Genomic DNA, 14,097 nt, shown 5'->3' on the forward strand with positions numbered 1-14,097 from the left:
GATGAAAACGAAACACATAGCTTGGATTCTAAGAATAATTGCTTCAGCAATTCTATTGCAGACTTTGTATTTTAAGTTTACCGGTGCACCTGAGAGTATTTATATTTTCTCGACTTTAGAGGTTGAACCTTATGGAAGAATTGGAACTGGAATTGCTGAATTGGTTGTTGCGATTCTAACTTTAATTCCTAAAACAACGTGGCTAGGAGCTTTAGGCGGATGTGGTATTATGATTGGTGCTATTCTTTCGCATTTATTTGTTTTAGGAATTGAAGTTAAAGGTGATGGAGGGCTCCTTTTTTGGCTTGCTCTAACTACATTAATTTGTTGTTTGGGATTACTTTATCTAAATAGAAATAAAATACTTACCCTTTTAAAATGAAATCGTCATGTTGTTAAAATCAATAAAGCACAGTTTAGATGAGTTAACAAATTTGTTAGATCAATTGTCGGATAAAGAATATTCAAAACCTTACGGAGTTCTAAGTGATTCAAGCATTGGAGAGCATATCCGACATATTCTTGAAATGTTTCAATGTCTTGAAAATAGTTACGATTCTGGTATTTTAAATTATGATAATAGAGAACGTGATAAAAGGATTGAGACGAAAATACAATTTGCGAAACAATTCGTTCTTGATGTAAAATCAGGTTTAAAAAGTGATAATAAAATAATTTATTTGGAACAGAATATTAACGGTCTTACGTTCAGAATCCAGAGTAATTATTATAGAGAGTTATTGTACAACTTAGAACATTGCATCCATCATCAAGCGTTGATAAAAGTGGCTCTTTTTCAGTGTGATAATGTTGTATTAGATAAAAATTTTGGTGTAGCACGTTCTACAATCGAATATAGAAAACAATGTGTACAGTAACTTTTGTAAATAGTAAAGGAAAAATTATTCTGACTTCTAATCGGGATGAAAAAGTGGTGCGACTTAGTGCGATTCCGCCTAAGAATTATATTAGAAAAGGGAAGCATTTGATTTTTCCAAAAGATTCAAAAGCAGGAGGTACTTGGTACGTATTAGACGATGAAGGAACAGCTTTGGTGCTCTTAAATGGTGCTTCAGTAAAACATGAAGTTAAATTACCTTATCGAAAAAGTCGTGGATTAATTGTTTTGGATATTATAGAACACAAATCACCAAAAGACTTTTGGAGTGTAATAAATTTAGAAAATATTGAACCTTTTACATTGGTTTTATATGAGAAAAACAAGCTTTTTCAGTTGCGTTGGGATGGTTTTCAAAAAGAAACGATAGAGTTGAATGCGAATGAAAATCATATTTGGTCTTCTGTTACTCTATATTCAGAAGAAATAAGAGAGAAAAGAGCCAGCTGGTTTGCTTCATTCTTAACAGGTAAAGATGAAATTTCAGCATTAGAAATGCTAGACTTTCATAGATACACTGAAAAAGATAATAAAGAAAACGGATTAGTTATTAATCGTGACAACAAATTAAAAACATTGAGTATTACTCAAACTGTAGTCGAAAAGAATAAAGTGACGCTAGGGTATTATGATTTAATTATAAATCTCGACTACCTAACATCATTTATTACAATTTAAAACTATAAAGGATGAAACTGTTTTTTCATAAAATCGGCAATTGGGAATATTGGCCATTTCAGATTTTGTATATACCTATTTATTTTCTTTGGGGTTTTTATGCCATCAAAGCAAAGTCAATATTTTTCTTTAATGCATCTAATCCGAGAATTAAAAACGGTGGATTTATGATGGAAAGCAAAAAAGCAATTTATGATTTGATTCCAAAAAAATATTATCCTAAAACTGTTTTAATTAAGGAGAAATCTGTTCTGTTAGATATTGTAGCTGCAATTGTAGAAAAAGAAATTCGGTTTCCATTAATCGCAAAACCAGATATAGGGTTACGAGGCTCAGGTGTGAAAAAAATTAAATCTGTTGAGGAGTTGAAGGAATATGCGACAAAAGCAAATTTTGATTTTTTATTGCAGGATATAATTCCATTTGAAAATGAAATTGGAATATTCTATGTTCGTCACCCCAATGATAAAACAGGTAAAATTACAGGAATTGTTTCTAAAGAATTTCTGATAGTCATTGGTAATGGCGTTGCAACTATCGAAGAGTTAATAAATGAAGTTCCTAGATATAAGCTACAACTTGATGCTTTAAGAAAAGAATACGGTACATCATTACAACGAGTTTTGCCTACAGGTGAACAGCTTAATTTAATGCCTTTTGGGAACCATGCCAGAGGGGCAAAATTTTTAGATGGAAGCCACTGGATTACTCCTAAACTTACTCAAACAATTAATGCTATTTGTATGCAAATTCCAGAGTTTTATTTTGGGAGATTTGATATCATGTACAATAGTTTAGAAGAATTAGAACGAGGAGAAAACTTTTCGATTGTTGAATTAAATGGAGCAGCGAGTGAACCAACGCATATTTATGACCCAAAGCATTCCTTATGGTTTGCATGGAAAGAACTCGCGAGACATATTACTTATATGTATGAAATAAGTATTGCAAATCACCAAAAAGGAGTGCCGTATTTGGCTTATAAAACTGGAATAAATGAATATCGATTGCACTTGGCACAAAGTAATAAAATCGTAAATTTTTGAAACGATGAAACGGATTAAGAATATTTCGGTAGGTTTTGTGGTTAGTTTTTTAGGCTCAATTCCGCTTGGATATCTAAACTTAGTTGGATTTGAAATCTATAATAAAACAGGATTTCATAATTTGTTTTTGTTTCTGTTAGGGATCATTTTTGTAGAATCATTCGTTATTTACTTTACGCTATTATTTGCAAAACAGCTGGTGAATAATAGAAAATTAATGAAAGGGATAGACTTTTTTGCAATTGCTTTCATGCTGATTCTGTCTTATTCATTTTATGCTCATGCTGATACAACTATAAATAACGATAGTTTCATAGAGAGAAATATAATGTATTCTCCTTTTGTTATTGGAGTTTTACTTAATTGTTTTAATTTTTTGCAATTGCCTTTCTGGACTGGGTGGAATTTGTATTTAATAAATGAGAATTTTATTTCTATAGAAAAGAATTATAAATATTATTATATTGCAGGAACTTTAATTGGAGTTTTTTTAGGAATGCTAAGCCTTATTTTAATATTGCAACTCATTTTTAAGAATACATTATATGTTTTTAACTATGTGATGTCAATTCTTATTCCGTTGTTTTTTATTGTCTTGGCAGGTGTTCAGACTTTTAAAGTGTATAATAAATATTTTAATGTAAAGCTTAAAACTTAGCTAAATCAAACCACAGTAATGAAAAAACTATTCTTTTTATTTCCGTTTATTTTTTTTGCGTGTAAAACCAATACACAAGTTGCAATCGAAGCAACGCAGTCAAATCCAAAATTAGTAATTGATTATAAAGTAAAAGAGAGTGAAGTATCTTCGGCTTTAAAATATCTCTCCTCAGATGAATTAGAAGGTAGGGAAACTGGAACAAAAGGAATTGAAAAAGCAGCTGTTTATCTAGAAGATTTTTTTAAGAGTAATAATGTGAAACCTTATTTTTCTTCTTATCGAGATACTTTATCTACGTTTAAAGCCCCAGCATATAATATAGTTGGATATTTAGAAGGAACAGATCCTAGTTTGAAAAAAGAATTTGTGATTTTAAGTGCACATTATGATCATATTGGTATTGATAAAAAAGGGCTTAATGGCGATTTTATAAATAATGGTGCTAATGATGATGCGTCTGGAGTTGTAGCAGTTGCTGAAATGGCTAAGTATTTTAGTCAAACGAAATCGAATAAAAGAAGTGTGTTATTTGTATTTTTTGCAGGAGAAGAAAAGGGACTTTTGGGTTCTAAACATTTGGCTAAAAAACTTAAAAGCCAAAACTTTAATTTATATACTCAGTTAAATATCGAAATGATTGGTGTGCCAATGAAGCGTGATTTTTTAGCTTATATTACAGGTTTTGATAAATCGAATATGGCAACAAAAATCAATGAATATACTGGAGATAAAACTATTGGGTTTTTACCCAAAGAAGCCGAATACAAATTGTTTTTCAGATCAGATAATTTTCCTTTTTACGAAGCATTTAATGCTCCTTGCCAATCTATAAGTACATTTGATTTCGAAAATTTTGAGTTCTACCATCATGTTTCGGATGAATTTAAAGTGATGGATGTACCACATATGACTTCATTTATTCAAGAATTTTTGCCTGCGGTGACGCATATGGCAAGTTCTCCAACAAAAGAGATTATCATGACTAAATAAGCTATGCTTTTTTATTGGTTTTCCTTATTTTTGCCAGATGAAAAATATTATTATCACAGGTACGAGCAGGGGGATAGGTTATGAATTGGCTTTGCAATTTGCAAATGCTGGACATCAGGTATTGGCAATTTCAAGAAAAATTCCTCAATTGCTTTTGGAACATTCTAATGTGACTTGTCTTTCTATTGATTTATCTGATGAGTCTGAATTATACAAAGTAGACGAATTTCTTTCTTCGACTTGGAAAAAAGTAGATGCATTGGTGCATAATGCTGGAGCTTTGCTTTTAAAGCCTTTTGCAGAAACTACTCAGGCCGATTTTGAAAATATTTATAAAGTAAATGTTTTTGCAGTAGCCAATTTAACTAGAGTTTGTTTGCCATATCTTCAAAAAGGAAGTCATGTGGTAACAATAAGTTCTATTGGAGGTGTTCGCGGTAGTCTTAAATTTGCAGGACTTGCAGCGTATAGTTCTAGTAAAGGAGCCGTAATTACACTCTCAGAATTATTGGCTGAAGAATACAAAGAAAAAGGAATCTCATTTAATGTTTTGGCATTAGGTTCTGTTCAAACAGAAATGTTGCAAGAAGCTTTTCCAGGATATCAGGCACCAATTTCGGCAGAGGGAATGGCAACATACATTTACGATTTTACCCTTAATGGGAATAAATATTTTAACGGAAAAGTGTTGGAGGTTTCTTCTACGAATCCGTAAACAAATTATAAGTTATAAGTTTTGAGTGAAAGTAATAAGCGATATATCGTAATCACAAATAAGAATTTATAACTAGTAATTTATAATTCATAATTAAATTGTTTTGAGCCAAACTTTAGCTAAATATATACCTGAACATGCAGTGAACCCTGTTTTTGATTTGATTGTTGCCAATCAAGTTCATCTGAAAATCGTAAATGAGCGTCAGACACGTCATGGTGATTATAGAAAAGGGCCAAGCGGTAAACATGAAATTACTGTGAATTCTAGCTTAAATAAATACAAGTTTTTGATTACACTAATTCATGAAATTTCTCATTTGGTAGCCTTCGAGAAATTTGGAAGAAATATTAAACCTCATGGAGATGAATGGAAATATTCTTTCCAGCGGTTAATGGTTCCATTTATACGACCGGAGATTTTTCCGAGTCATTTATTACCATTGTTAGCCAAACATTTTAAAAATCCTACAGCAAGTAGCGACACTGATGCAACATTGTCATTGGCTTTAAAACAATATGACAAAGAAAACGATAAGAATTATATTTTTGAAATACCATTTGGAAGCGTTTTTAGGATCCATAATGGGAAAGTTTTTAAGAAGATGGCCGTTAGGACCAAGCGTTTTGAATGTCTCGAAATAAGCTCCGGGAGGACTTATCTTTTTAATCCAAATGCTGAAGTAGAGTTATTGCCAGTAAAAAGCTAGTTTTATTGGTAAAAAAGAAAGCCATTTAGAAATTAAGTTTAAGAACTGAATCTTAAAATTATCTTAATTTCTAAATGGCTTGTAATTTATTTTAGAATTTTATCGAAAGGTTATCCTTTTAAATAAGCTTCTCTTACTTTTTTGAATAAATTTGATGAATAAACAAATTCTACAATAGCTTTATTATCAGTTATAAAAATCTCTTCTTTTGTTCCTTGCCATTCTTTTACACCATTTTTTAAGAATAAAATATTCTCTCCGATTTCCATCACCGAGTTCATATCATGCGTATTAATTACGGTTGTGATATTATATTCTTCGGTGATTTCTTTAATTAAGTTATCAATTAAAGTCGAAGTATTTGGATCTAAACCAGAGTTTGGTTCATCACAAAATAAGTATTTAGGGTTATTTACAATAGCACGAGCAATTGCGACACGTTTTTGCATTCCTCCAGAAATTTCCGACGGTAATTTTTTATGTGCATCAATTAGATTTACTCTTTTTAAAACGAAATCAACACGGTCTTGAATTTTAGATCCAGTATCTGTCGTGAACATTTTAAGAGGGAAAGCAACGTTTTCGGCAACCGTCATGGAATCAAATAAGGCACTTCCTTGAAATACCATTCCGATTTCGGTACGTAATTCTCTTTTTTCATCTGGATCTAGTTCTGAATAAACTCTACCATCAAACTCAATTGTTCCAGAATCTGGAGCATGAATACCTAATAAACTTTTTAATAACACCGTTTTTCCTGATCCACTTTGCCCAATGATTAGGTTTGTTTTTCCAGTTTCAAATACGGTCGAAACGCCTTTAAGTACTTTGCTGTCGCCAAATGATTTTTCTATATTTTTTACTTCTATCATGAGCCTAATAACAATTGTGTTAGTATATAATTAAAAAGGATAATAGATACAGATGTCCAAACGAATGCTACTGTACTTGCTTTTCCTACTTCTAGTGCACCACCTTTCATATAATAGCCATGAAAAGATGGAATAGTTGCCAATAGCATGGCGAATATTATCGTTTTAATAAAAGCATAAGTAATATGAAACGGAATAAATTCCATTTGTGCTCCCATTATAAAATCATCACTGGTCGTAAAACCGCCATAAACTCCAGCTAGCCAACCACCAAAAATTCCTAAGAACATACTAATTCCGATTACAAAAGGATATAGTAGTAAAGCAATTATTTTTGGAAAAACCAGGTAGTTTAATGAATTGACCCCCATAACTTCCAGCGCATCAATTTGCTCGGTTACTCGCATAGTTCCTATACTCGATGTGATGAAAGAGCCCATTTTTCCTGCCATAATAACAGAGATAAATGTTGGGGCAAATTCTAAAATAACGGATTGTCTGGTTGCGAAACCAATTAAGTATTTTGGAATTAATGGATTTGTTAAGTTTAATGCGGTTTGAATTGCAACAACTCCTCCTACGAAGAATGAAATGAAACAAACAATACCAAGGGAATCAATAATTAAGTCATCAATTTCTTTAAAGATTAGTTTCTTCATAACAGACCATTTGGTTTGTTTATTGAAAATTTCTTTAAGCATCAAGAAGTATCTTCCTATTTGGGATAAATAACGAATGAGCATCATAGTTTTTACGAATATGGGCTAAATTACGAAAATAGTTGCCAGTTTACGGTTTAGATTTTATAGTTTTTTTGATTGCTTGAACTAAAAAAGCTTTTCTTTCATTTTTTTCAAACGATAATTTCGAATGAATTTTGCTTGTGCATCGGTTACCAATAATGGTGTTTTTGCTTTTTTTGCTTTCAAAAATCCTTTAATGTAATCAAAGAATAGAAAAGGTCTTTTCTTCATCATTGCTAGTTTTGCAGATGCAATTGCAGTGATCCAAAAACCATAGCCTAAAGTATAAAAAGCTTCACCTTGTTTATAACGTGCTGTTTTGCTGTAATTAGCACCAGTTGGTTTAAGGTGTTTTACGTGTAAAGAAGAATCGGTAACTATTTTCCAATCGTAATATTTACAAAGCAATTCGTCTACTGTGTCCCAGCCCATTGAGGGTTTTAGGCCTCCAATTTGTTGAAAAGTTTCTTTTCGATAGGCTTTTAGTGCACCACGAATATGATCTTTGTCGGTTAGATTTTCTAATATCCAATCTCCATTTTTTTCTATGTAGCAAAAACCTCCTGCCATTCCGATTTTTGGATCGGATTGAAAGTGAGAAATAACAGTTTCGAAATAGTTTGGAGGAAAAATTAAATCTCCATCTAATTTTACAATGATATCATAATCCTCGTCGAGTGTTTCAAACCCTTTGTGAAATGCTTGGATTACTTTGCTTCCTGGCAAATGTATAGCACTCGAGGTTTTGTTAACCAATGAGATGTATGGATTTTCTTTGGCATAATTCAATACAATTTCTTCCGTTTTATCGGTAGAATTGTCATTGACTACAACAACTTTTTTTGGTAAAACGGTTTGCGAAATTAATGACTGCAACGTTAAACCAATATATTCTTGCTCGTTATGTGCCGGTATAACAATGTAATATTTCATATTTAATAAACTGAAAACTGATACTGAAAATTATTTTCTTTCTGCGTAAACAATATAGTATCTATTTGTAAAGCTTCGCAATAAAGGACGGATTCCGATTTTCTTTACTGGATTGGTCCATTTTTGTCTGTCGATTATTTTCCAGCCTGTTTTTTCAAGAAGCCAATCTAATTGCCAATCTTCAAATTCGTGGTAGTGCCTGTCCCACATATCTGTTTTACTACGATATGCTGGTGAGAACCATAAACGCATAGGAATCGAGATGAATAGTTTATCTGATTTTATTTCGTTTAAAATAGTGAATGGATTTAGCAAATGTTCGAAGATTTCGAAAGCGGTAACCACATCTTGTTTTTCGATAGAAAATACTGTCTGGTCGATATCTAAATCTTCTCCTGTGGTATTTTTTACCTTAAAACCTTCAGCTTTCATGATCTTTGAAAACGGATTTTCAACTCCTAAGTCTAAAACGGTTTCGGATGTTGTGATATGCTTTTTTAGAAATTCTAAAGTATGTTTGAATCGTTTATTCGGAAATGTTTTTTCGTACATAGTTATTGCGAGGAACGAAGCAATCTCTCGTTCTTAGTTTTAATTAGGGTGCAAATATACTAAAAAGTCCGCATTTTAAAATGCGGACTTTTTTAGTTTTCAGTCGAGTAATTAGTTTAGCATATTGTAAACTGTGACTGGTTAATTCATGAAAACGAATTAATGTCTGTATACAAATGCGTTAACATTCATTCCTGCTCCAACTGAAGCAAATATGATAACATCACCTTTGTTGATTTCATGATTTTCTATTTTTCCTTGCAATAGTAAATCGTAAAGGGTTGGAACTGTTGCTACACTGCTATTTCCTAAATCATGAATACACATAGGCATGATGTTTTCTGGAGGAGTTTTGCCATGTAGTTTATAAAAACGATGAATTATAGCTTCGTCCATTTTTTCGTTTGCTTGGTGAATCAGAATTTTTTTGACATCATCAATTGCAATACCGCTTTTGTCTAAACAGCTTTTCATAGCTGCAGGAACTTGGCTTAAAGCAAATTCATATATTTTACGGCCATACATTTTTATGTATTTGGTATCAGGATCTAAATCGGGATTGTATGATTTTCCGAAAAATAAATATCCGGCTTCATCATTTGCAAAAGTGGCACTTTCGTATGATAATAAACCAGTTTCATCATCAGAAGCTTCGATAACTGATGCGCCAGCTCCATCTGAATAAATCATAGAATCTCTGTCATGATCATCTACAACTCTAGAAAGCGTTTCGGCTCCAATTACTAAGCAACGTTTTGCCATGCCAGATTTAATGAAAGCATTAGCTTGTAACACGCCTTCAATCCATCCTGGACATCCAAAAAGAATGTCATATGCAACACATTTTGGATTCTTAATTCCTAATTTATTTTTTACGCGTGTCGCTAAACTCGGTAATATGTCAGATTGAGTTGTTCCGTATTTTACATCGCCAAAATTGTGTGCGAAAATGATGTAATCAAGCGTTTCTGGATCGATATTAGCATTCTCTATTGCTTTTTGTGAAGCAAAATAGGCTAAATCGGAAGATGTATATTTGTCTTCTGCATAACGTCTGTTTTCAATACCTGTTATTCCTTTGAACTTATTGATGACAACTTCATTTGGGTAACCAAAAGGAGTTCCGTCTTCATTTAAAAATACATGTTCGTTAAAATCTGTATTCCTTATTTCTTTTTGTGGAATATAACTTCCTATTCCAGTTATTTTTATTTTCATTACGCAGTTTTCCTAATAATTTAGGCTAATTTAGAAATAATATTATAATTACAACTATAATATTTACTATGCGTGCATATAATTATGAAATAATTTATCTTTCGTTAAAATATTTGTTTATATTCTGATTATTTGTGTTGTTTATTGTGTTTTTGTGAATTAATTTGTGCTGGCTTGAAAATTTATTTTTATAGGTATTTTACAGGATAAAAAAAAATGCCTCGATTAATCGAGGCATTTGTAAGATTTGTTTTTATTTTTATTCTTCCATATATGCTTCAATAGGAGCACAGCTACAAACCAAATTTCTATCTCCAAAAGCATCATCGGCTCTGCGTACAGTTGGCCAGAATTTGTTTTCAGCAATATAATCTAATGGAAAAGCCGCTTGTTCTCTTGTGTATGGAAAATCCCAAACATCTGTAGTAAGCATTGCTAATGTATGTGGTGAATTTTTTAAGACATTATTTTTATCTTCGATTGTTGAAGCTTCAATTTCTTTACGAATAGAAATCATAGCCTCACAAAAACGATCTAATTCTTCTAAGTTTTCACTTTCAGTAGGTTCAATCATTAAAGTTCCTGCTACTGGGAAAGAAACCGTTGGTGCATGGAAACCGTAATCCATTAGACGTTTTGCGATATCAGTAACCTCAATTCCTTTTTGTTTAAATGGACGACATTCTAGAATCATTTCGTGAGCTGCACGACCCATCTCTCCAGAGTATAAAGTATCGTAATGACCACTTAATTTTTCTTTGATGTAGTTAGCATTTAAAATAGCATGCTGAGTAGCGCTTTTTAAACCTTCAGCTCCTAACATAGAGATGTATCCATAAGAAATTAGACAAACTAAAGCTGAACCCCATGGAGCAGCAGAAATAGCTGTAATTGCATGATCTCCTCCTGTTGCAATAACTGGGTTCCCTGGTAAAAATGGAACTAATTGTGGAGCAACGCAAATTGGTCCAACTCCTGGTCCACCACCACCGTGAGGGATTGCAAAAGTTTTGTGTAAGTTTAGGTGACAAACGTCAGCTCCAATTGTAGCAGGATTTGTTAATCCTACTTGAGCATTCATATTTGCACCATCCATATAAACCTGACCACCGTTATCGTGGATTAATTGAGTAATTTCTTTAATAGCACTTTCGTAAACTCCATGTGTAGAAGGGTAAGTTACCATTAAACAAGATAGATTATCTTTATGTAGAATTGCTTTTTCACGTAAATCTTCTACGTCGATGTTACCGTTCTCCAAAGTTTTTGTAACAATAACTTTCATTCCAGCCATTGCAGCCGAAGCAGGATTTGTTCCGTGTGCCGATGATGGAATTAAAGCAATGTTTCTATGGTGATCTCCTTTTGATTGGTGGTACGCACGAATAACCATAAGTCCTGCATATTCTCCTTGTGCACCAGAGTTAGGTTGCAAAGTAGTTCCAGCAAATCCGGTAATAACGTTTAATTGCTGTTCTAGTTTTTTCAACATTTCTTGGTATCCTTGTGCTTGATCAAGAGGAGCAAAAGGGTGAATGTTGTTCCATTGTGGGTTACTTAATGGTAACATTTCAGCAGCTGCGTTTAGCTTCATCGTACAAGAACCTAGTGAAATCATCGAATGATTTAAAGCTAAATCTTTACGCTCTAACATTTTGATGTAACGCATCAAAGCTGTTTCTGAGTGGTATTTGTTGAAAACATCATGTTGTAAAAATGATGATGTTCTTTTTAAATGCTCTGGGAAATGATTTGTATTAGTTAAGCTATCAATTGCTGTTGCTTTTTGATTTGTAGCAGTAGCAAAAACTGAAATGATTTCGTTTACCTCAGCTACACTTACTGTTTCATTTAATGAAATAGAAATTGTGTTATCGTCGATGTAGTAAAAGTTAATTTCGTTTTGTTCTGCAATTGTACGTACTTTTTTAGCATCGGCTTTTACTACGATTGTATCAAAGAATGCAGTATTGGTTTGTTCTACTCCTAGCTTTTTTAATTCATTTGCAAGAGTTGCAGTTGCAGCATGAACTTTGTCTGCAATATATTGCAATCCTTTTGGTCCGTGATATACTGCATACATTCCTGCCATTACAGATAATAATACCTGTGCAGTACAAATGTTTGAAGTTGCTTTATCACGTTTTATATGTTGCTCACGTGTTTGTAATGCCATACGTAAAGCACGGTTTCCGTTAGTATCAATTGTTACTCCAATGATACGTCCTGGCATGCTTCGCTTGTATTCGTCTTTTGTTGCAAAATAAGCAGCGTGTGGTCCGCCATATCCTAACGGAATTCCAAAACGTTGTGTAGTTCCTACAACAACAGCTGCTCCAATTTCTCCTGGAGGAGTTAATTTTGCTAAACTTAAAATATCAGCTGCAACAGCAACTTTTATTTCATTTTCTTTTGCTTTAGCAATGAAAGCTGCATAATCATGAACTTGTCCGTGTTTTCCAGGATATTGAAGGATTGCTCCAAAATAAGCTGTTGAGAAATCGAATGTTTCGTGATTTCCTATAACTAGTTCAACTCCGATTGGTGTTGCACGAGTTTGTAAAACTGATAATGTTTGTGGTAAAATTTCTTCAGAAACGAAAAATTTATTGATTTCGTTTTTCTTTTGATCTCTTGATCTTACATCAAATAACAGAGCCATCGCTTCAGCAGCAGCAGTTGCTTCATCTAATAAAGATGCATTTGCAATTTCCATTCCAGTTAATTCAATAACTGTAGTTTGAAAATTAAGAATTGCTTCTAAACGACCTTGAGCAATTTCAGCTTGGTAAGGTGTATATGCTGTGTACCATCCTGGATTTTCGAAAACATTTCTTTGAATTACAGCTGGAACAATTGCTTGGTTGTATCCTAAACCAATATATGATTTAAAAACCTTATTTTTATTTCCTAATTGGTGTATGTGATTTGAAAACTCATATTCTGTCATTGCAGGATCTAAGTTTAATGGTGCTTTTAAACGAATGTCATCTGGAAGCGTTTCATAAACGAGTTGTTCAATAGATTCAACTCCGATTGTTTTCAACATATGTTGATGGTCCGTTTCTCTTGGCCCAATGTGTCTTAAAGCAAAAGCATCTGTTTTCATATAGTAGTAAAAGTGTTGTTTTTTAGTGCTGCAAAATTAAGTATTAATAATAATTTAATTGCTATTTTCAGTGGCAATTTTTGTGAAATTTACAACTAAAGGGTTGATTTCTTAATAATTGATTATTTTTGTTCTATGAGGGTAATTACGCAACTAATTAATTTTTACATCATAAGTAGTATTCATGTTGCTTTATCATGTTATGCATTAGTGCGTTTAACATTCCATATGTTTGGTATTGAGTATGATGAATCAATCTCTTTATTTGTTTTTTTTGGAACAATTGTCGGCTATAATTTTGTGAAATACGATGCCTTGGTTCGAGTAAAGAGATTACCAATAGGAAATCAATTAAAAATTATTGCAGTTTTTAGTTTTTGTTCTCTTATATTGGTTGGTTATTATTTTTTTCAATTAAAGAGGATTACTCAAATTGTTTCGGTTGGAATTCTGGCAATTACAGCACTTTATACACTTCCTTTTTTCCCAAATCGAAAAAATGCCCGAAATTGGGCAGGAGTTAAGATATATATTGTAGCGCTTTGTTGGGTTGGAGCTACTTTGGTTTTACCATTGATAAATGCCGAAATTGCTTTTACATCCGATTTTTATTTAAAATGTGTGCAGCGTCTCATTTTAGTCTTTGTACTTATATTGATTTTTGAGATTATCGATTTAGCAAATGATGATCCGCATTTGCAAACTGTTCCACAGCAAATAGGAGTAAAGCGAACTAAAGTTTTAGGATTACTACTTTTGATTCCATTTTATTTTTTGGAGTTTTTAAAATCTAATTTTGATAAAAATCAATTGGTGATTAATTTAATCATGGTTCTTGTTTTGTCGCTTTTTATTGTTTTTGCAAATGAAAAACGACCTAAATATTATACCTCTTTTTGGGTAGAAAGTATTCCGATTTTTTGGTGGTTGATGGTTGTGTTTTGTGGATAAAATAGCTGTAAACACAAAACCC

Annotated in this window: 15 protein-coding genes; 9 read left to right on the plus strand and 6 right to left on the minus strand. The window is 32.5% G+C overall.

Going from position 1 to position 14,097, the window contains the following annotated elements:
* Position 1 precedes the first annotated feature (1 nt).
* The 8 genes from LPB87_RS03990 to LPB87_RS04025 all read left to right on the plus strand — a co-directional run bounded on the left by LPB87_RS03990 (position 2) and on the right by LPB87_RS04025 (position 5,697).
* Positions 2–382 carry a DoxX family protein gene (locus tag LPB87_RS03990; protein ID WP_129539842.1) on the plus strand — a complete coding sequence of 127 codons (381 nt, stop codon included), beginning with the start codon at positions 2–4 and terminating at the stop codon, positions 380–382.
* A gap of 7 nt (positions 383–389) precedes the next feature.
* Entirely contained in the window at positions 390–878 is a 489-nt protein-coding gene (locus tag LPB87_RS03995; protein WP_230605023.1) for a DinB family protein, read from the plus strand.
* Positions 866–1,576: an NRDE family protein gene (locus LPB87_RS04000; protein WP_230605024.1), complete on the plus strand. Its 711-nt coding sequence runs from the start codon at positions 866–868 to the stop codon at positions 1,574–1,576. Before LPB87_RS03995 ends, LPB87_RS04000 begins: the two co-directional genes overlap by 13 nt.
* Positions 1,577–1,587: 11 nt before the next feature.
* Positions 1,588–2,622, plus strand: coding sequence for an ATP-grasp domain-containing protein (locus LPB87_RS04005; protein ID WP_230605025.1), 1,035 nt, complete (start codon positions 1,588–1,590; stop codon positions 2,620–2,622).
* Between the two features lie 4 nt (positions 2,623–2,626).
* Positions 2,627–3,280, plus strand: coding sequence for a hypothetical protein (locus tag LPB87_RS04010; protein WP_230605026.1), 654 nt, complete (start codon positions 2,627–2,629; stop codon positions 3,278–3,280).
* 18 nt (positions 3,281–3,298) lie between these two features.
* Entirely contained in the window at positions 3,299–4,273 is a 975-nt protein-coding gene (locus LPB87_RS04015) for a M20/M25/M40 family metallo-hydrolase (protein ID WP_230605027.1), read from the plus strand.
* A 37-nt stretch (positions 4,274–4,310) separates the two neighbouring features.
* The gene (locus LPB87_RS04020; RefSeq protein ID WP_129539837.1) at positions 4,311–4,988 is read left to right on the plus strand and encodes an SDR family oxidoreductase; all 678 of its coding nucleotides are present in this window, start codon (positions 4,311–4,313) and stop codon (positions 4,986–4,988) included.
* Between the two features lie 103 nt (positions 4,989–5,091).
* A complete protein-coding gene (locus LPB87_RS04025) occupies positions 5,092–5,697 on the plus strand; it encodes a SprT-like domain-containing protein (protein WP_230605028.1) in 606 nt (201 codons plus the stop codon).
* 110 nt (positions 5,698–5,807) lie between these two features.
* On the opposite strand, the gene LPB87_RS04030 is transcribed toward LPB87_RS04025, so the two are convergent.
* From LPB87_RS04030 to gcvP, 6 genes are all read right to left on the minus strand, one after another.
* Complete coding sequence (locus LPB87_RS04030) at positions 5,808–6,569, minus strand: ATP-binding cassette domain-containing protein (RefSeq protein WP_230605029.1); 762 nt, start codon at positions 6,567–6,569, stop codon at positions 5,808–5,810.
* The gene (locus LPB87_RS04035; RefSeq protein WP_035619715.1) at positions 6,566–7,315 is read right to left on the minus strand and encodes an ABC transporter permease; all 750 of its coding nucleotides are present in this window, start codon (positions 7,313–7,315) and stop codon (positions 6,566–6,568) included. The genes LPB87_RS04030 and LPB87_RS04035 overlap by 4 nt, the downstream gene beginning before the upstream one ends.
* Before the next feature lie 81 nt (positions 7,316–7,396).
* Positions 7,397–8,245 (minus strand): glycosyltransferase family A protein, encoded by an 849-nt coding sequence (locus tag LPB87_RS04040; protein ID WP_230605030.1) that lies wholly within the window; start codon positions 8,243–8,245, stop codon positions 7,397–7,399.
* A gap of 30 nt (positions 8,246–8,275) precedes the next feature.
* Positions 8,276–8,797 (minus strand): class I SAM-dependent methyltransferase, encoded by a 522-nt coding sequence (locus LPB87_RS04045; RefSeq protein WP_230605031.1) that lies wholly within the window; start codon positions 8,795–8,797, stop codon positions 8,276–8,278.
* Positions 8,798–8,956: 159 nt separating this feature from the next.
* Complete coding sequence (locus tag LPB87_RS04050) at positions 8,957–10,015, minus strand: ketoacyl-ACP synthase III (RefSeq protein WP_230605032.1); 1,059 nt, start codon at positions 10,013–10,015, stop codon at positions 8,957–8,959.
* Between the two features lie 259 nt (positions 10,016–10,274).
* Positions 10,275–13,124 (minus strand): aminomethyl-transferring glycine dehydrogenase, encoded by a 2,850-nt coding sequence (gene gcvP, locus LPB87_RS04055; RefSeq protein ID WP_230605033.1) that lies wholly within the window; start codon positions 13,122–13,124, stop codon positions 10,275–10,277.
* 135 nt (positions 13,125–13,259) lie between these two features.
* Between gcvP and LPB87_RS04060 the strand changes: the two genes are divergently transcribed.
* On the plus strand, positions 13,260–14,075 hold the full coding sequence (locus LPB87_RS04060) for a hypothetical protein (RefSeq protein ID WP_230605034.1): 816 nt from the start codon (positions 13,260–13,262) through the stop codon (positions 14,073–14,075).
* Positions 14,076–14,097 lie beyond the last annotated feature (22 nt).

It is taken from the genome of Flavobacterium sp. EDS, from assembly GCF_020991525.1.
Lineage (GTDB): Bacteria > Bacteroidota > Bacteroidia > Flavobacteriales > Flavobacteriaceae > Flavobacterium.

What these genes read in the sequence shown, in the direction of transcription:
- LPB87_RS03990 (WP_129539842.1), top strand. Translation starts at nt 2, where the DNA reads ATGAAAACGAAACACATAGCTTGGATTCTAAGAATAATTGCTTCAGCA.
- LPB87_RS03995 (WP_230605023.1), top strand. Translation starts at nt 390, where the DNA reads ATGTTGTTAAAATCAATAAAGCACAGTTTAGATGAGTTAACAAATTTG.
- LPB87_RS04000 (WP_230605024.1), top strand. Translation starts at nt 866, where the DNA reads ATGTGTACAGTAACTTTTGTAAATAGTAAAGGAAAAATTATTCTGACT.
- LPB87_RS04005 (WP_230605025.1), top strand. Translation starts at nt 1,588, where the DNA reads ATGAAACTGTTTTTTCATAAAATCGGCAATTGGGAATATTGGCCATTT.
- LPB87_RS04010 (WP_230605026.1), top strand. Translation starts at nt 2,627, where the DNA reads ATGAAACGGATTAAGAATATTTCGGTAGGTTTTGTGGTTAGTTTTTTA.
- LPB87_RS04015 (WP_230605027.1), top strand. Translation starts at nt 3,299, where the DNA reads ATGAAAAAACTATTCTTTTTATTTCCGTTTATTTTTTTTGCGTGTAAA.
- LPB87_RS04020 (WP_129539837.1), top strand. Translation starts at nt 4,311, where the DNA reads ATGAAAAATATTATTATCACAGGTACGAGCAGGGGGATAGGTTATGAA.
- LPB87_RS04030 (WP_230605029.1), bottom strand. Translation starts at nt 6,569, where the DNA reads ATGATAGAAGTAAAAAATATAGAAAAATCATTTGGCGACAGCAAAGTA.
- LPB87_RS04035 (WP_035619715.1), bottom strand. Translation starts at nt 7,315, where the DNA reads ATGATGCTCATTCGTTATTTATCCCAAATAGGAAGATACTTCTTGATG.
- LPB87_RS04040 (WP_230605030.1), bottom strand. Translation starts at nt 8,245, where the DNA reads ATGAAATATTACATTGTTATACCGGCACATAACGAGCAAGAATATATT.
- LPB87_RS04045 (WP_230605031.1), bottom strand. Translation starts at nt 8,797, where the DNA reads ATGTACGAAAAAACATTTCCGAATAAACGATTCAAACATACTTTAGAA.
- LPB87_RS04050 (WP_230605032.1), bottom strand. Translation starts at nt 10,015, where the DNA reads ATGAAAATAAAAATAACTGGAATAGGAAGTTATATTCCACAAAAAGAA.
- gcvP (WP_230605033.1), bottom strand. Translation starts at nt 13,124, where the DNA reads ATGAAAACAGATGCTTTTGCTTTAAGACACATTGGGCCAAGAGAAACG.
- LPB87_RS04060 (WP_230605034.1), top strand. Translation starts at nt 13,260, where the DNA reads ATGAGGGTAATTACGCAACTAATTAATTTTTACATCATAAGTAGTATT.